The following is a 16,520-nucleotide window of genomic DNA, read 5'->3' as shown; positions in this document are numbered from 1 at the left end:
CTTCGCCGGCCGGGCGCGGGAGCGGCCGCATGACCGTGCGCGTGCGACCGCCGAGCCTGCGCAAGCGCATGTCGTTCGTCGTCATGGTGCTGGCGCTGGCCTCGACCGCGCTGATCGTGCGCGCGGTCGACCTGCAGATCGTCCGCAAGGACTTCTACCAGGGCGAGGGCGACGCGCGGCATCTGCGCGACATCCCGATCCAGGTCTCGCGCGGCACGATCTTCGACCGCAACGGCGAGCCGCTGGCGGTGTCCACGCCGGTGGAGGCGATCTGGGCGATTCCGCGCGAGGTGCTCGACAAGGGCCGCGACCGGCTGCCCGATCTGGCGCGCGCGCTGGAGGTGGACATCGAGTCGCTGACGCAGCGGCTGACCCAGCGCCTCGCGCAGTCGGCCGGGCGCGACTTCATGTACTTGAAGCGCCCGGTCGATCCGGACGTCGCCGAGGAGATCCTGGCGATGCACATCCCCGGCATCGCCAGCGAGCGCGCATTCCGGCGCTACTACCCGAGCGGCGAGGTGGCCGGCCACGTGCTCGGCTTCACCAATGTCGACGACCGCGGCCAGGAAGGCCTCGAGCTGGCGTTCGACGAATGGCTGGCCGGCAAGCCCGGCGTCAAGCGCGTGATCCGCGATCTGCGCGGCCAGGTCGTCGAGAACGTCGAGCTGATCCGCGAGGCGCAGCCGGGCCGCGACCTGACGCTGTCGATCGACCGGCGCATCCAGTACCTGGCCTACCGCGAGCTCAAGAGCGCGATCCTCAACCACAACGCGACCTCCGGCTCGATGGTCGTGCTCGACGTGCGCAACGGCGAGATCCTGGCGATGGTCAACCAGCCCTCGTACAACCCCAACGCGCGCGGCGGCGAGGCGGCGTACCGGCGCAACCGGGCGCTGACCGACGTGATCGAGCCGGGTTCGACGATGAAGGCGTTCACGATCGCGGCCGGCCTGGAGAGCGGCAAGTGGCAGCCGCATACGCCGATCGACACCACGCCGGGCACCTACCAGCTGGCCGGCGGCTACACGATCCGCGACATCCGCAACTACGGCCTGCTCGACGTCACCGGCGTGATCACCAAGTCGAGCAACGTCGGCGCGATCAAGATCGCGCTGACCCTGCCCAACGAGGGCTTCTACGATCTGCTGCGCCGGTTCGGCTTCGGCGACGTCAGCGGCAGCGGCTTCCCGGGCGAGTCGCCGGGTTTCCTGCCGCCACCGCGCAGCTGGGGGCCGGTCGAGAAGGCGACGATCTCCTACGGCTACGGCCTCAACGTCACGCCGATGCAGCTGGCGCAGGCCTATGCCGCGCTCGCCAACGGCGGGCGGCTGCGGCCGCCGACGTTCGTCAAGGGCACGCTCAACCCGGAAGTCGACGTGCTGCCGCCGCAGATCGCGGCGAGCGTGGTGTCGATGCTCGAGACCGTGGTGACGGTCGGCGGCGGCGGCAAGGCGGCTGTGCCGAACTATCGCGTCGCCGGCAAGACCGGTACCGCGCGCCGCGCGACCGGCGGGAGCTACGACAGCCGCTACGTGTCGCTGTTCGCCGGCATGGTGCCGGTCACCGAGCCGCGCCTGGTCGGCGTCGTCGTGATCCACGATCCGGGCGGCGGCCGCGGCGGCGCGCCGTACTACGGCGGCCTGGTCTCCGCGCCGGTGTTCGGCAAGGTCATGACCGAGGCGCTGCGCCTGCTCGACGTGCCGCCCGACAACGTCCAGAACTGGTACACCGGATCGCCAGACGGCCGGCCCACCCTGGTCCCGCCGCCACCGGTTCCCGACGAAGCCTCGGACCTGTCGCGTTACGAGGAGGGCGTGCCGCAATGAGCCGCGCATATCGGGCATCGCTGAAGGACCTGCTCGCCGGCGTCGTCGACGCCGGCGACGTCGTGATCGGCGGCCTCGAACAGGATTCGCGCCGCATCGTGTCCGGCGATGCCTTCGTCGCGCTGCGCGGCACACGCACGCACGGGCTCGCGCACGCGCCGCGGGCGCTCGAGCGCGGCGCCGCGGCGATCCTCGCCGAGCTGCCGCTGCCGTCCGATGCGCCGATCCTGCCGGGCACGGTGCCGCTGATCGGCATCGAGGACCTGCGCGGCAAGCTCGGCGCGATCGCCTCGCGCTATTACGGCGAGCCTTCGCAGGCCTTGCGCGTGGTCGGCGTCACCGGCACCAACGGCAAGACCTCCACGGTGCAGCTGCTGGCCCAGGCGCTGAGCCATCTGGGCCGACGCGCCGCGACGATCGGCACGCTCGGCGCCGGCCTGTACGGCGCGCTCGCGCCCGGCGAACACACCACGCCCGATGCGATCGCGGTGCAGCGTCTGCTCGCCGAGTTCCGCGATGCCGGGGCGACCGACGTCGCGATGGAGGTGTCCTCGCATGCGCTGGCGCAAGGTCGGGTCAACGCGGTGGCGTTCAGCGTCGCGGTGTTCACGAATCTCACGCGCGACCATCTCGACTACCACGGCAGCATGGCCGCCTACGGCGCCGCCAAGGCCGGCCTGTTCCGTTTCCCGGGCCTCGCCGCCGCGGTGCTGAACCTCGACGATCCGTTCGGTGCCGCCCTGGCCGTGCAGCTGCCCGAATCGTTGCAGCGCGTGACCTGCGGTCTGGACGATCCGCGCGCCGACGTGCGCGCCGGCGCGATCGCGGCCAGCGTCGAAGGGCTTGCGTTCGAGCTGCACACGCCGTGGGGCGCAGGTCCGGTGCGCACGCGCCTGCTCGGAGCCTTCAACGTCGCCAACCTGCTCGCGGTCGTCGCCTGTCTCGGCATCGCCGGCGTGGCGTTCGACGAGATCGTCGCGGCGCTGGCCGTGCTCGAGCCGGTGCCGGGCCGGATGAGCCGGCTCGGCGGACACGACGACGTGCCGCTGCTGGTCGTGGACTATGCGCATACGCCCGACGCGCTCGAGAAGGCGCTGACGACGCTGCGCGCGCATGGCGCCGGCGACCTGATCTGCGTATTCGGCTGCGGCGGCGAGCGTGACGCCGGCAAACGGCCGCAGATGGCGGCGATCGCCGAGTCGCTGGCCGATCGCGTCGTGGTCACCGACGACAATCCGCGCGGCGAGGACGGCGACACGATCGTCGCCGACATCCTCGCCGGCTTCGTCGCGCCCGGCCGCGTCACGGTCCAGCGCGATCGCGCGCGGGCGATCGCCGAGGCGGTGCGCGGCGCGCGCGGCGGCGACATCGTGCTGATCGCCGGCAAGGGTCACGAGCCGTACCAGGAGGTCGGCGGCGTGCGTCATCCGTTCGACGACCGCCGTGTCGCGCAGGCAGCTCTGGAGGCGCGCCGATGATCCGGCAGTCCCTGGCCTGGATCGCCGCGGCGACGCAGGGCCGCCTGGTCGGCGCCGAGGTCGCGATCGCCGGCGTCGCCACCGACAGCCGGCGCGTGCCGCCCGGTGCCTTGTTCGTCGCGCTGCGCGGCGAGCGCTTCGACGCACACGACTTCCTCGCCCAGGCGCACCAGCTCGGCGCCGCCGCGGCCCTGGTCGAGCGCAGCGTCGAGGTCGATCTGCCGCAGGTCATCGTCGCCGACACCGCGCGCGCGCTCGGCGCCCTGGCGCGCGCCGCGCGCGCGGCCAGCACCGCGCGCGTGGTCGGCATCACCGGCTCCAACGGCAAGACCACGGTCAAGACCCTGCTCGCGGCGATCCTCGAGCGGCACGGCCGCACCCATGTCAACGCCGGCAATCTCAACAACGAGATCGGCCTGCCGCTGTCGGTGCTGGCGATGCCCGAGGACGCCGAGTTCGCGGTGTTCGAGATGGGCGCCGGCAAGCCCGGCGACATCGCGTACCTGGTCGACATCGCGCGGCCGTCGATCGCGCTCGTCAACAACGTGGCGCCGGCGCACCTGGAACGGCTCGGCAGCCTGCGCGGCGTCGCCCAGACCAAGGGCGCGATCTACGAGGGCCTGCCGGCCGACGGCATCGCCGTGATCAACGCCGACGACGCGTTCGCCGGCTACTTCGCCGAGCGCGCCGCCGGCCGCCGCGTGCTGCGCTACGGCATGGACCTGTCGGCCGACGTCAACGCGCAGCGGATCGGCCAGGGCCGCTTCGAGCTGGTCACGCCGATAGGCGCGATCGGCGTCGCGCTGCCGCTGCCGGGCCGCCACAACGTGCTCAATGCGCTGGCCGCCAGTGCGCTGGCGCTGGCGCTCGAGGTGCCGCTGGAGACGATCCGCGACGGCCTCGAGGCGGCGCCGGCCGTGCAGGGCCGCCTGCTGCGGCACGTGCTGCCGGGCGGCGCCGTGCTGATCGACGACAGCTACAACGCCAACCCGGGCTCGTTCGCCGCCGCGATCGCGATCCTCGCGGCCGAGCACGGCGAGACGATCCTGGTCATGGGCGACATGGGCGAGCTCGGCACCGAGAGCGAGGTGCTGCACGCGCAGACCGGCGCGCTGGCGCGGCGCAGCGGCATCGGCCGCCTGCACGCGGTCGGTCCGCGCAGCGCCGCGGCGGTGCAGGCGTTCGGTCCCGGCGCGATGCATCACGCCGATCAGACCGCCCTGATCGCATCGCTGCGCGGCCTGATCGGTCCGGACACGGTGCTGCTGGTCAAGGGCTCGCGCTCGGCCGCGATGGACCGCGTCGTGCGCGCGCTGCTCGACGACGGCTCGTCCGGCGGCGACGCCGCGACGCAGGAGGCACGCCATGTTGCTTGAACTGTCCGATCTGCTCGAAGGCTGGATCAGCGGCTTCCACGTGTTCCAGTACCTGACCTTCCGCGCGATCATGAGCGCGCTGACCGCGCTGGCGGTCTCGCTGCTGGTCGGACCGGGCGTGATCCGCAAGCTGGCCCAGGTCAAGGCCGGGCAGGTGATCCGCAGCGACGGTCCGCAGACGCATCTGGTCAAGGCCGGCACGCCGACGATGGGCGGCGGCCTGATCCTGCTCGCGATCAGCGTGTCCACGCTGCTGTGGATGGATCTGCGCAACCGCTACGTGTGGATCGTGCTGGCGGTCACGCTGGCGTTCGGCGCGATCGGCTTCTACGACGACTACAAGAAGCTCGTGCTCAGGGACAGCCGCGGCCTGGCTGCGCGCTGGAAATACTTCTGGCAGTCGGTCTTCGCGCTTGCCGTCGCGCTCGCGCTTTACGCGACCGCGACCACGCCGGCCGAGACCGCGCTGTACCTGCCGCTGTTCAAGCAGGTCGCGATACCGCTCGGCCTGCTGTTCGTGCCGCTGGCCTATCTGATGATCGCCGGCTTCTCCAACGCGGTGAATCTGACCGACGGCCTCGACGGCCTGGCGATCATGCCGGCCGTGCTGGTCGCGACCGCGCTCGGTGCGTTCGCGTACCTGGCCGGCAATGCGGTGTTCTCCAGCTACCTGCAGATCCCGTCGATCCCCGGCGCTGGCGAGCTGGCGATCTTCTGCGGCGCGCTGGCCGGCGCGGGCCTGGGCTTCCTCTGGTTCAACGCCTACCCGGCCCAGGTGTTCATGGGCGACGTCGGTGCGCTGGCGATCGGCGCCGCGCTCGGCACGCTGGCGGTGATCGTGCGGCAGGAGATCGTGCTGCTGGTGATGGGCGGCGTCTTCGTGCTCGAGACCGCCTCGGTGATGATCCAGGTCGCCAGCTTCAAGCTGACCGGCAAGCGCGTGTTCCGCATGGCGCCGATCCACCATCACTTCGAACTCAAGGGCTGGCCCGAGCCGCGCGTGATCGTCCGCTTCTGGATCATCAGCGTGGTGCTGGTGCTGATCGGCCTGGCGACGCTGAAGGTGCGCTGATGCTGCTGTTCGACTTTTCCGCCAGTTCCCAGGCCACCCGGCGCAGCGAGCCGGTCGGCCGCTACGACGCTGGCCTGCTGCTGGCGGCGATCGCGCTCGCCTGCCTGGGCGTGATCATGGTCGCGTCCAGCTCGATCGCGGTCGCCGAGGGGCAGAAGATCGGCGCGTTCTACTATCTCAACCGCCATCTGGTATTCCTCGCGCTCGGCATCGGCCTGGCGATCGCGGTCGCGCGCACCGAGCTGGAGTGGATCGAGCGGCACGCCGTGCTGCTGCTGCTGGCCGGCTTCGGTCTGCTGCTGCTGGTGTTCATTCCCGGCATCGGCCAGCGCATCAACGGCGCGCGCCGCTGGCTGAATCTCGGCATCTCCGGCTTCCAGCCGGTCGAGGCCGCCAAGCTGTGCATGATCGTGTGGCTGTCGAGCTATCTGGTGCGCCATCGCGAAGGCGTGCAGACGCGTCTGTTCGGCGTGATCAAGCCGCTCGGCATCGCGCTGCTGATGGTGCTGGTCCTGCTCGCGCAGCCGGACTTCGGCAGCGCCGTGCTGATGGTCGCGGTCACGCTCGGCATGGTCTGGCTCGGCGGCGCGCGTCTGCGCAACCTGGCGCTGCTCGGCAGCCTGGCGATTCCGGCGATGGTATGGGTGGCCTTCAGCGAGGACTACCGCATCAAGCGCCTGACCTCGTTCCTCGACCCCTGGGCCGATCCGTACAACGACGGCTTCCAGCTGACCCAGGCGCTGATCGCGATCGGCCGCGGCGAGTGGCTCGGCGTCGGCCTCGGCGGTTCGGTGCAGAAGCTGTTCTACCTGCCGATGGCGCATACCGACTTCATCCTGGCCGTGCTCGCCGAGGAGCTGGGCCTGGCTGGCATCGTGCTGGTGCTGGTGCTGTTCGGCTGGCTGGCTGCGCGCGGCTTCACGATCGGGCTGCGCGCGGTCGAGCGCGGCCAGCGCTTCGCCGGCTACTGCGCGTTCGGCGTCGTGCTGATGCTGATCCTGCAGGCGCTGGTGTCGATCGGCGTCAATCTCGGCGTGCTGCCGACCAAGGGCCTGACGCTGCCGCTGATCAGCTCGGGCGGCTCGAGCGTGCTGATGACCTGCGTCGCGATCGGCCTGCTCGCGCGCTGCAGCTACGAAGTCTCGCGCGCCGAGAACGCGGCGGCGCAGGCGGTCGCGGTCGGCACGCTCGAGGAGGTGCGCTCGTGAGCGCGGCGACCGCGCCCGTGCTGATCATGGCCGGCGGCACCGGCGGCCACATCTTTCCGGGCATCGCGGTCGGCGCCGAGCTGCGCGCACGCGGCGTGCCGGTGGTCTGGCTCGGCGGTCGCATCGGCCTCGAGCAGCGCCTGGTGCCGGCCGCCGGCTTTCCGCTGCAGACGCTCGGCTTCGGCGGCGTTCGCGGCAAGGGTCTGGCCACGCGTCTGCTGGCGCTGCCGCGGCTGTTCGGCGCCTGGCTCGCCGCGCGCCGGCTGCTGCACCGGCTGCGGCCGCGCAGCGTGCTCGCACTGGGCGGCTACGCGTCGGCGCCGGGCGGCCTGGCCGCGCGCAGCCTGCGCCTGCCGCTGGTCGTGCACGAACAGAACCGCGTGCCCGGCATGACCAACCGGCTGCTGGCGCGCCATGCCACGCGTCTGCTCAGCGGCTTCGCCGACGCGTTCCCGGACGGACGCGCCGAATGGGTCGGCAATCCGGTGCGCGAGGCGATCGCGGCGCTGCCCGAGCCGGCGATCCGCCTGGCCGGCCGTTCCGGCCCGCTGCGCGTGCTCGTGCTCGGCGGCAGCCAGGGTGCGCAGAGCCTCAACGGCCGGCTGCCGGCGGTGTTCGGCCGCTACGGCGGCGCGCTCGACGTGCTTCACCAGTGCGGCGCCGCGCACGTCGAGGCGACCCGCGCGGCCTATGCCGCGAGCGGCGTCCTGGCGCGCGTCGAACCGTTCATCGACGACATGGCCGCCGCCTATGCCTGGGCCGATCTGGCGGTCTGCCGCTCCGGCGCGTTGACCGTCGCCGAGCTCTGCGCGGCCGGCGTACCGGCGATCCTGGTGCCGTTTCCGCATGCGGTCGACGATCACCAGACTCGCAATGCCGAGGCGATGGTCGCGGTCGGCGCGGCCGAGTGCGTCGCCGAAGGCGAGGGCTTCGCCGAGCGCGTCGATCATGCGTTCGGCCCGCTGGTCGACGCGCGCGATCGCGTCGCCCCGATGGCCGCGGCCGCGCGCACGCTGGCGCGGCCCGACGCGGCGCGGCGCATCGCCGACATCTGCCTGGAGGTGGCGGCATGACGCCTTCGCGCATTCACCGCCACGGCGACATCATGCAGGACTTCCGCCGCGTGCATTTCATCGGCATCGGCGGCGTCGGCATGAGCGGCATCGCCGAGGTGCTGTTCAACCTCGGCTACGCGGTCAGCGGCTCGGACCGCTCCGACAACGCGACGACGCGGCGCCTCGCCGAACTCGGCATCCGCATCGTGCGCGGCCATCAGGCCGAGGCGGTGGCCGAGGTCGACGTCGTCGTCGTCTCCGGTGCGATCGGTGCCGACAATCCCGAGCTCGCCGCCGCGCGCGAACGGCGCATTCCGGTGGTTCCGCGCGCCGAGATGCTCGGCGAACTGATGCGCTTCCGCCGCGGCATCGCGGTCGCCGGCACCCACGGCAAGACCACGACGACCAGCCTGGTCGCCAGCGTGCTCGCCGAGGGCGGCTACGATCCGACCTTCGTGATCGGCGGCCAGCTGACCGCGGCCGGCACGCATGCGCGCCTGGGCACCGGCGAATACCTGGTCGCCGAGGCCGACGAGTCGGACGGCTCGTTCCTGATGCTCTCGCCGATCGTCGCGATCGTCACCAACATCGACGCCGACCATCTCGAGAACTACGGCGGCGATTTCGAGGCGGTCAAGAAGGCGTTCGGCGACTTCCTGCACCGCCTGCCGTTCTACGGCCTGGCCGTGCTCTGCGTCGACGATCCGGAGCTGGCGCGACTGGCCGACGCCGCGCCGCGTCGCATGCTGACCTATGCGATCGACGCGCAGGCCGACGTGCGTGCGACCGGCATCAGCCAGCGCGGCAACCGGATGGCGTTCGACCTGCATCTGCCCGAATCGGCGCCGGTGCCGGTCGTGCTGAACATGCCGGGCCGCCATAACGTGCTCAATGCGCTGGCCGCCTGTGCGGTCGGCTGGCAGATCGGCGTCGAGCCCGAGGCGATGCGCAAGGCGCTCGGCGAGTTCCAGGGCGTGGGGCGGCGCTTCCATCGGCGCGGCGACCTGGCGATCGACGAGGGCCGGGTCATGCTGGTCGACGACTACGGCCATCATCCGCGCGAGCTGGCCGCGACCTTCGCGGCCGCGCGCGGCGGCTGGCCCGACAAGCGGCTGGTGGTGGCGTTCCAGCCGCACCGCTACACGCGCACGCGCGATCTGCTCGACGACTTCGCGAACGTGCTGTCGGAGGTGGACGTGCTGATCCTGACCGAGGTCTATCCGGCCGGCGAGGCGCCGATCGCCGGCGCCGACGCGCGTGCCCTGGCGCGCGCGATCCGCGCGCGCGGCCGCGTCGACCCGGTCGTGATCGAGCATCCGCGCGAGCTGCCGCACGTGCTGCCGGCGCTGCTGCGCGACGGCGATCTGCTGATGCTCGCCGGTGCCGGCGACATCGGCGCCGCGGCGGTGGAGCTGGCCGCAGCGGGTCATCTGAAATCGGAGGCGGCATGAACATGCGGGTCGAGGATCCACGCCGGTTCGGCCGCGTCGCCGTCGCGCTCGGCGGCAGCTCGGCCGAGCGCGAGGTGTCGCTCGATTCCGGTCGCAACGTGCTCGAGGCGCTGCGCGCGTCCGGCGTCGACGCGCATCCGGTCGACGGCATTCCGGCGCTGCTCGACGCGCTGCGCGCCGGCCATTACGCACGCGTGTTCAACATCCTGCACGGCCGCGGCGGCGAGGACGGCGTGCTGCAGGGCGCGCTCGATTCGCTGCGCGTGCCGTATACCGGCTCGGGCGTGCTCGGGTCGGCGCTGGCGATGGACAAGATCCGCACCAAGCAGGTGTGGCAGGCGCGCGGCCTGCCGACGCCGCGCTACGTCGCCTTCGCGCGCGGCGACGACATCGCCGATGCGCTGCGCGAGCTCGGCTTTCCGGCGATCGTCAAGCCGTCGCACGAAGGTTCCAGCGTCGGCATCACGCGCGTGTTCGGCGAGGCCGACCTGCCGGCCGCGATCGAGCTGGCCGCGCGCTACGACGGCGAGCTGATGGTCGAGCAGCTGATCGAGGGTGACGAGCTGACGGTCGGCATCCTCGACGGCGCCGCGCTGCCGTCGATCCGCATCGTCCCCAAGGGCGCGTTCTACGACTACCACGCCAAGTACGTGGCCGAGGACACCCAGTACCTGTGTCCGGGCCTCGACGACGAGGCCGAGACCGCCGTGCGCGCCCTGGCGCTGGCCGCGTTCGACGCGATCGGCTGCAGCGGCTGGGGCCGCGTCGACGTCATGCGCGACCGCGCCGGCCAGTGCCATCTGCTGGAGGTCAACACGACGCCCGGCATGACCAGCCACTCGCTGGTGCCCAAGGCGGCGGCGCAGGTCGGCATCGACTTCCGCATGCTGTGCTGGCGGATCCTCGAGACCAGCCTGGCCCGGGAGCTGCCGTGAGAAGCGGCATCGTGCTCAAGCTCCTGGCCTGGGGCATCGCCTTGACGCTGGTCGGCCTGCCGGTGGTCGGCGTGCTGAGCGGGCGCTTCGCCGCGCGCAGCTGGCCGATCCGGCAGCTGCAGGTCAACGCCGAATACACCTACGTCAGCGCCGAGCAGATTCGCGCGGCGGTCGCGCCGCAGCTCGATGCCGGTTTCTTCGCGGTCGACCTGGACGACGTGCGCGCGGCGGTCATCGGCCTGCCGTGGGTGGCGCGCGTCGATGCGCGCAAGCGCTGGCCCGACACGCTGGAGCTGACCGTCTACGAGCAGCTGCCGTACGCGCGCTGGGGCGAGGATCAGCTGATCAGCCGGGCCGGTACCTTGTTCACGGTCGCCGGCGCCGAGCAGCTGCAGGGCCTGCCGCGCCTGTCCGGGCCGGACGACCAGCTCGCCGAGGTGGTCGCATTCCACAGCCGCTGCCTGCGCCAGTTCTCCGGCAGCGGGCTGGCGGTCAGCGAGATCGCCCTGTCCGCGCGCGGCGCCTGGCGGCTGACGCTGGCCAGCGGCACCACGGTCGAGCTCGGCCGCGAGGCCGCCGAGCAGCGGCTGGACCGCTTCCTCGACGTCTGGCCGCGCCTGGCCTCGGGCAACAACGGCGTGCCGGCCAGTGTCGACCTGCGTTACGAGAACGGCTTCGCCGTGCGCTGGGCGGGCGCCGCCGGCACGGCGCTGCCGGCAGCCGGCCCCCAACCGCCATCCGGAACCTGACGATGAACCGCAAGAGCGAACGCAATCTGATCGTCGGCCTGGACATCGGCACCTCCAAGGTCGTCGCGATCGTCGGCGAATACGGCGGCGGCGAGCCGATCGAGATCATCGGCATCGGCTCGCATCCGGCGCACGGCCTCAAGCGCGGCGTCGTCGTCGACATCGAGTCGACCGTGCATTCGATCCAGCGCGCGATCGAGGAAGCCGAGCTGATGGCCGGCTGCCAGATCCGCTCGGTCTACGCCAGCATCTCCGGCAGCCACATCAAGGACGAGAACTCGCACGGCACCGCGCCGATCCGCGACAAGGAAGTGACCCAGGCCGACCTCGACGCGGTACGCAACTCCGCCTGCGCGATCGCGATCCCGGCCGATCGCAGCGTGCTCTACACCGAGGCGCAGGAGTACCTGGTCGACGGTCAGGAAGGCATCCGCCACCCGGTCGGCATGTCCGGCGTGCGCCTGGAGGCCAACGTGCATCTGGTCAGCGGCGCCGCCAGCGCGGTGCAGAACCTGACCAAGTGCATCAACCGCTGCGGCCTGCAGGTCGACCGCCTGATCCCGGCCGCGGTCGCCTCCAGCGGCGCCGTGCTGACCGACGACGAGAAGGAGCTCGGTGTGTGCCTGGTCGACCTCGGCGCCGGCACCACCGACATCGCGATCTACACCGGCGGCGCGCTGCGCCACACGACCTCGCTGGCGATCGGCGGCGACCAGGTGACCAGCGACATCGCGCATCTGATGCGCACGCCGACCGCCCATGCCGAGGAACTCAAGGTGCGCTACGCCTGCGCGCTGGCCCAGCTCGCGCACGCCGAGGAGACGATCCAGGTGCCGAGCGTCGGCGACCGGCCGCCGCGCCGGCTGGCGCGGCAGAACCTGGCCGAGGCGGTGCAGCCGCGCTACGAGGAGATCTTCGAGATGGTGCAGGCCGATCTGCGCCGCAGCGGCCGCGAGGAGCTGGTGCGCGCCGGCGTCGTCCTGACCGGCGGCGCGGCGCGCATGGAAGGCGCGCTCGAGCTCGCCGAGGAGCTGTTCCACATGCCGGTCCGGCTGGGCCTGCCGCAGCACGTGGGCGGCCTGGTCGACGTGGTCGCCAATCCGATCCACGCCACCGGCGTCGGCCTGCTCGTGCACGGCGCCCGCCAGGACGCCGGCGCACGCGCCGGCACCGGCGGCGTGTCGTCGGTCGGCGGCCTGTGGAGCCGCCTCAGCACCTGGTTCAAGGGCGAGTTCTAGCGCGCACGACGCCCCCCAATGCACGACCGCGGCGAAGGAGACGCCGCGTGGCGGTCGAAACGACCGCAGCCGCCGGCACGCCAGCCGGCGAGGACGGACCGGACCGGGACGGTCACGGCTCCGGTGAGCAACCCTTGAAACGAAATACAGCAGCGGAGGTTGGGAACATGTTTGAGATGATCGAGAAGATGGCACCGAATGCCGTGATCAAGGTGATCGGCGTCGGCGGTGGCGGCGGCAATGCGGTCAGCCACATGGTGCACGGCCAGGTCGAGGGCGTGGACTTCGTCTGCGCCAACACCGACGCGCAGGCGCTCAAGAACAGCGGCGCGAAGTACACGCTGCAGCTCGGCGCGAACGTCACCAAGGGCCTGGGCGCCGGCGCCAATCCCGAGGTCGGCCGCCAGGCTGCGCTCGAGGACCGCGAGCGCATCTGCGAACTGCTGCAGGGCGCCGACATGGTCTTCATCACCGCCGGCATGGGCGGCGGCACCGGTACCGGCGCGGCGCCCGTGGTGGCGCAGCTGGCCAAGGAGATGGGCGTGCTGACCGTGGCGGTCGTCACCAAGCCGTTCCCGTTCGAGGGCCGCCGGCGCATGCAGGTCGCGCACAAGGGCATCGAGGAGCTCAGCCAGTACGTCGATTCGCTGATCACGGTGCCGAACGAGAAACTGCTGACCGTGCTCGGCCGCGACGTCACGCTGCTGTCGGCGTTCAAGAGCGCCAACGACGTGCTGCTCGGCGCGGTGCAGGGCATCGCCGATCTGATCACGCGGCCGGGCCTGATCAACGTCGACTTCGCCGACGTGCGCACCGTGATGTCCGAGATGGGCATGGCGATGATGGGCTCGGGCTCGGCCCGCGGCGACGATCGCGCCCAGGCGGCCGCGCTTGCGGCGATCAACAACCCGCTGCTCGAGGACGTCAACCTGGCCGGCGCCTGCGGCATCCTGGTCAACGTCACGGCCGGCGCCAACATGACGATGCGCGAGTTCGACGACATCGGCCAGGTGATCCACGAGTTCGCGAGCGAGGACGCCACCGTCGTCATCGGCACCGCGCTCGATCCGGAGCTGCAGGACGAGATCCGCGTCACCGTGGTCGCGACCGGACTCAACCAGGCCGTGGTCCGCCAGCCGGTGCCGGTGCGCGAACGCGAGGTCATGCGTGCGCCGATGAAGGTCGTGCGCAATGCGACCACCGGTGAAGTCGACTACCTCGGCATTCCGCAGCGTGCCAGCGTCGCGGTCTCCGCTGCGCCGGTCGCCGCGGCCGCGGCCGCCGTCGCCGACGTGCCGAGCGACTATCTCGACATTCCCGCGTTCCTGCGCCGTCAGGCCGACTGAAGGCCCGACGGCCGCCGCCGCGTGGCGTCGCGGCGGGCGGGTCTCCCGCGCGGACTCCGTTCCCGGGTCCGCACGGGCGCGCGTCTCCGCAGAACCCGGCAAGATGTTGCGTAATAGCGACACCTTGTCGGGTTCGCGCATCGTTTTGCTTGTCCGATCAAAAAATGCTGTGTTAGCATCCCCCGCGTTTTTGTAGCTCCTGCCCCAGGGGTCACAGTATAAAAATGATCAGACAGCGCACGCTCAAGAATGTCATCAAAGCAACGGGCGTGGGTCTTCACACGGGTGAAAAGGTCTACATGACCTTGCGGCCGGCCGCGGTGGACACGGGTATCGTGTTCCGTCGGGTCGACCTCAGTCCGCCGGTGGATATCCGCTCGTGCCCGGAGAACGTCGGCGACACCCGGCTTTCCAGTACCCTGATCCAGGGCGAGGTCCGCATCGCCACGATCGAGCATCTGCTCTCGGCGATGGCCGGCCTCGGCATCGACAACGCCTACGTCGACCTGTCGGCCCCGGAAGTGCCGATCATGGACGGCAGCGCCGGCCCGTTCGTGTTCCTGCTGCAGTCGGCAGGCATCGAGGAGCAGGCCGCACCCAAGCGCTTCATCCGCATCAAGAAGCCGATCAAGGTCGAGAGCGGCGACAAGTGGGCGCGCTTCGAGCCGTTCGACGGCTTCAAGGTCGGTTTCTCGATCGACTTCGACCATCCGATGTTCACGCGGCGCAGCTCGACCAGCGAGATCGACTTCTCGACGACCTCGTTCGTCAAGGAAGTCAGCCGCGCACGCACGTTCGGTTTCATGCGCGACATCGAGTACCTGCGCGAGCGCAACCTGGCGCTCGGCGGTTCGATGGACAACGCGATCGTCCTGGACGACTACCGCGTCCTCAACGAGGACGGCCTGCGTTACGAGGACGAGTTCGTCAAGCACAAGATTCTCGACGCGATCGGCGATCTGTACCTGCTCGGCCACAGCCTGATCGGCGCGTTCTACGGCCACAAGTCCGGCCACGAGCTCAACAACAAGCTGCTGCGTGCGCTGGTCGCGGATGCGACCGCGTGGGAAGAGGTCACGTTCAAGGACGACAGCAAGGCTCCGATCTCCTACGCGCATCCGGCGCAGGCGATCTGAGGGAAATACAGGTGAGCGGACGCCCGAAGCAGGCGTCCGCCACGAGCGTCGAACGGCCGCCCCGGCCGGGCCGACGCCAAGGGGATTCAATCGCCGGCAAGTGATGCGAGGCGGAGGTAGAGGGCCTTCAATTCGGGGTCCGCGATGGATCGCGCAGCTGCCCGCAGATGTCTTGCGGTACCAGTCGAAAGCGGTTTCTGCCAGGCCGGTTCCGGGGGAACGGGCGGCCGGTGTGCCACTTTCACGGCGAAACGTTCGATCCGGCCTTCGCAGGCGGAACGGGCCTCGGCCAGCAGGGTTGCCTCGTGCAGCCGCAGCCGGCCGGCCCAGGTCGGACTGTTCGCCAGAAAGACGAGGCGTCCGTTGCGGACGTCCGCGAGCCGACACTCGCGGGCGAGCGCTTCGGGCAACAGGCGGCGCAGCCGCCCGTCGAGGACCTCCAGCGCGCGCGCCCGTTGCGCCAGCGTGCCGAGGTCGACGCAGTCCGCCGCCGACGAGAAACCGTCGGTCGTGGCGTGGCGGCGGCGATGGGGCGGTTGCATGGCGAGACCAATTCGGCACGGGTTTTCATGAACATCATAATCCTCGGCAAGGCCGGCGCGACGTCACGCAACATCGATCTGTCGACTCCGCGCGGACGCGGCATCTGCGTCGCGCTGGCGATCGCCGGCGTGGTGCTCGTCCTCGGGTGCGGCTTCGCGCTCGGGCGCGTCAGTGTCGATGCCGGCGGGCAGGCGCTCGACGAGATCCGGCAGATGCGCCAGGTCATCGCCGCGCAGCGCGAGGCACTGGAGGACGTCGCGCGCGATTCGGGCCGCGACCTCGACGCGCTGGCGCTGCAGCTCGGCCAGCTGCAGGCCCAGGCGACGCGCCTCAACGCGCTCGGCGAGCGCCTGACCCAGGTCGGCAAGCTCGACGACGGGGAGTTCGACTTCGCGGCCGCACCTGCGCTCGGCGGTCCGGAGGAGGCGCCGCTGCTGGCGAGCGTGGCATCGCCGGTCAATGCCGGCATCGAGAACCTGAAGGCCGAGTTCGAGCGCCAGGAGGCGCAGCTGGGCATGATCGAGAACATGCTGCTCGACCGGAAGATCGACAATGCGCTGCTGCCGACCGGCTGGCCGGTCAACGGCGGCTACATCGTGTCCGGCTTCGGCACGCGCGCCGATCCGATCACCGGTCACCGCAGCAGCCATCTGGGCATCGACTTCGACGTGCCGTACGGCTCGGACATCATGGCGGTGGCCGAAGGCGTCGTGACCTATTCGGGTCAGCGCAGCGGCTACGGCAACGTCGTCGAGATCGATCACGGCAACGGCTACATGACGCGCTACGCGCACAATTCCCGGAATGTCGTCGAGGCCGGCGCGCGGGTGCACATCGGCGACGTCGTCGCCAAGGTCGGCTCGACCGGTCGTTCGACCGGGCCGCACTGCCATTTCGAGGTCTGGCTGAACGGCCGGCCGGTCAATCCGGGCGTCTACGTGCGCTCGAGCCGCGCCAGCCGCGTTTGATCGCGGCGGCCGTCCGCCGCGACCGGTCTGCCGTCCGGCGCTGAAGAACCCGGGGCCCGCGGGCGCCGGCGCCGCGCTTGAAACGGACGCGGCCGATCCCCACCCCCGATTGGTCATCCGCCGCAGGCCGCCTTATCAT

Annotated in this window: 14 protein-coding genes; 13 read left to right on the top strand and 1 reads right to left on the bottom strand. The window is 71.0% G+C overall.

Going from position 1 to position 16,520, the window contains the following annotated elements; all coding sequences use genetic code 11:
* Positions 1-29 precede the first annotated feature (29 nt).
* The 12 genes from VMR06_RS14590 (at position 30) to lpxC (ending at position 14,870) form a co-directional block, all read left to right on the top strand.
* Positions 30-1,826, top strand: coding sequence for a penicillin-binding protein 2 (locus VMR06_RS14590; protein WP_325377568.1), 1,797 nt, complete (start codon positions 30-32; stop codon positions 1,824-1,826).
* Positions 1,823-3,304: a UDP-N-acetylmuramoyl-L-alanyl-D-glutamate--2,6-diaminopimelate ligase gene (locus VMR06_RS14585; RefSeq protein ID WP_325377566.1), complete on the top strand. Its 1,482-nt coding sequence runs from the start codon at positions 1,823-1,825 to the stop codon at positions 3,302-3,304. The genes VMR06_RS14590 and VMR06_RS14585 overlap by 4 nt, the downstream gene beginning before the upstream one ends.
* Positions 3,301-4,680, top strand: coding sequence for a UDP-N-acetylmuramoyl-tripeptide--D-alanyl-D-alanine ligase (locus VMR06_RS14580; RefSeq protein ID WP_325377564.1), 1,380 nt, complete (start codon positions 3,301-3,303; stop codon positions 4,678-4,680). The genes VMR06_RS14585 and VMR06_RS14580 overlap by 4 nt, the downstream gene beginning before the upstream one ends.
* Positions 4,670-5,752, top strand: a complete 1,083-nt coding sequence (mraY, locus tag VMR06_RS14575) for a phospho-N-acetylmuramoyl-pentapeptide-transferase (RefSeq protein ID WP_325377562.1) — start codon at positions 4,670-4,672, stop codon at positions 5,750-5,752. The genes VMR06_RS14580 and mraY overlap by 11 nt, the downstream gene beginning before the upstream one ends.
* Positions 5,752-6,960, top strand: coding sequence for a putative lipid II flippase FtsW (gene ftsW / locus VMR06_RS14570; protein ID WP_325377560.1), 1,209 nt, complete (start codon positions 5,752-5,754; stop codon positions 6,958-6,960). The genes mraY and ftsW overlap by 1 nt, the downstream gene beginning before the upstream one ends.
* 26 nt (positions 6,961-6,986) lie before the next feature.
* Positions 6,987-8,033: an undecaprenyldiphospho-muramoylpentapeptide beta-N-acetylglucosaminyltransferase gene (gene murG, locus VMR06_RS14565; protein ID WP_414648151.1), complete on the top strand. Its 1,047-nt coding sequence runs from the start codon at positions 6,987-6,989 to the stop codon at positions 8,031-8,033.
* Entirely contained in the window at positions 8,030-9,466 is a 1,437-nt protein-coding gene (gene murC, locus VMR06_RS14560) for a UDP-N-acetylmuramate--L-alanine ligase (RefSeq protein ID WP_325377556.1), read from the top strand. The genes murG and murC overlap by 4 nt, the downstream gene beginning before the upstream one ends.
* Positions 9,463-10,401, top strand: coding sequence for a D-alanine--D-alanine ligase (locus VMR06_RS14555; RefSeq protein WP_325377554.1), 939 nt, complete (start codon positions 9,463-9,465; stop codon positions 10,399-10,401). Before murC ends, VMR06_RS14555 begins: the two co-directional genes overlap by 4 nt.
* A complete protein-coding gene (locus VMR06_RS14550) occupies positions 10,398-11,150 on the top strand; it encodes a cell division protein FtsQ/DivIB (protein WP_325377552.1) in 753 nt (250 codons plus the stop codon). The genes VMR06_RS14555 and VMR06_RS14550 overlap by 4 nt, the downstream gene beginning before the upstream one ends.
* Positions 11,151-11,152: 2 nt before the next feature.
* Positions 11,153-12,388 carry a cell division protein FtsA gene (gene ftsA, locus VMR06_RS14545; RefSeq protein ID WP_325377550.1) on the top strand — a complete coding sequence of 412 codons (1,236 nt, stop codon included), beginning with the start codon at positions 11,153-11,155 and terminating at the stop codon, positions 12,386-12,388.
* 167 nt (positions 12,389-12,555) lie between these two features.
* The gene (gene ftsZ / locus VMR06_RS14540) at positions 12,556-13,734 is read left to right on the top strand and encodes a cell division protein FtsZ (RefSeq protein WP_325377548.1); all 1,179 of its coding nucleotides are present in this window, start codon (positions 12,556-12,558) and stop codon (positions 13,732-13,734) included.
* A gap of 224 nt (positions 13,735-13,958) precedes the next feature.
* Positions 13,959-14,870 carry a UDP-3-O-acyl-N-acetylglucosamine deacetylase gene (gene lpxC, locus VMR06_RS14535; RefSeq protein ID WP_325377546.1) on the top strand — a complete coding sequence of 304 codons (912 nt, stop codon included), beginning with the start codon at positions 13,959-13,961 and terminating at the stop codon, positions 14,868-14,870.
* A gap of 86 nt (positions 14,871-14,956) precedes the next feature.
* Here the strand turns inward: lpxC and VMR06_RS14530 are convergent, their stop codons facing one another.
* Positions 14,957-15,412 carry a DciA family protein gene (locus VMR06_RS14530; RefSeq protein ID WP_325377544.1) on the bottom strand — a complete coding sequence of 152 codons (456 nt, stop codon included), beginning with the start codon at positions 15,410-15,412 and terminating at the stop codon, positions 14,957-14,959.
* Positions 15,413-15,439: 27 nt separating this feature from the next.
* On the opposite strand from VMR06_RS14530, the gene VMR06_RS14525 reads away from it, so the two are divergent.
* Entirely contained in the window at positions 15,440-16,381 is a 942-nt protein-coding gene (locus VMR06_RS14525) for a M23 family metallopeptidase (protein WP_325377542.1), read from the top strand.
* Positions 16,382-16,520: the final 139 nt, after the last annotated feature.

Source organism: Dokdonella sp., assembly GCF_035511235.1.
GTDB lineage: Bacteria > Pseudomonadota > Gammaproteobacteria > Xanthomonadales > Rhodanobacteraceae > Dokdonella.
This window is presented reverse-complemented; position numbering and strand designations above follow the sequence as displayed.

Excerpts from the sequence above, each read along its gene's own strand:
- VMR06_RS14585 (WP_325377566.1), top strand. The coding sequence starts at position 1,823 with ATGAGCCGCGCATATCGGGCATCGCTGAAGGACCTGCTCGCCGGCGTC.
- VMR06_RS14525 (WP_325377542.1), top strand. The coding sequence starts at position 15,440 with ATGAACATCATAATCCTCGGCAAGGCCGGCGCGACGTCACGCAACATC.
- VMR06_RS14530 (WP_325377544.1), bottom strand. The coding sequence starts at position 15,412 with ATGCAACCGCCCCATCGCCGCCGCCACGCCACGACCGACGGTTTCTCG.
- murG (WP_414648151.1), top strand. The coding sequence starts at position 6,987 with ATGGCCGGCGGCACCGGCGGCCACATCTTTCCGGGCATCGCGGTCGGC.
- murC (WP_325377556.1), top strand. The coding sequence starts at position 8,030 with ATGACGCCTTCGCGCATTCACCGCCACGGCGACATCATGCAGGACTTC.
- lpxC (WP_325377546.1), top strand. The coding sequence starts at position 13,959 with ATGATCAGACAGCGCACGCTCAAGAATGTCATCAAAGCAACGGGCGTG.
- VMR06_RS14590 (WP_325377568.1), top strand. The coding sequence starts at position 30 with ATGACCGTGCGCGTGCGACCGCCGAGCCTGCGCAAGCGCATGTCGTTC.
- ftsZ (WP_325377548.1), top strand. The coding sequence starts at position 12,556 with ATGTTTGAGATGATCGAGAAGATGGCACCGAATGCCGTGATCAAGGTG.
- mraY (WP_325377562.1), top strand. The coding sequence starts at position 4,670 with ATGTTGCTTGAACTGTCCGATCTGCTCGAAGGCTGGATCAGCGGCTTC.
- ftsW (WP_325377560.1), top strand. The coding sequence starts at position 5,752 with ATGCTGCTGTTCGACTTTTCCGCCAGTTCCCAGGCCACCCGGCGCAGC.
- VMR06_RS14555 (WP_325377554.1), top strand. The coding sequence starts at position 9,463 with ATGAACATGCGGGTCGAGGATCCACGCCGGTTCGGCCGCGTCGCCGTC.
- ftsA (WP_325377550.1), top strand. The coding sequence starts at position 11,153 with ATGAACCGCAAGAGCGAACGCAATCTGATCGTCGGCCTGGACATCGGC.
- VMR06_RS14580 (WP_325377564.1), top strand. The coding sequence starts at position 3,301 with ATGATCCGGCAGTCCCTGGCCTGGATCGCCGCGGCGACGCAGGGCCGC.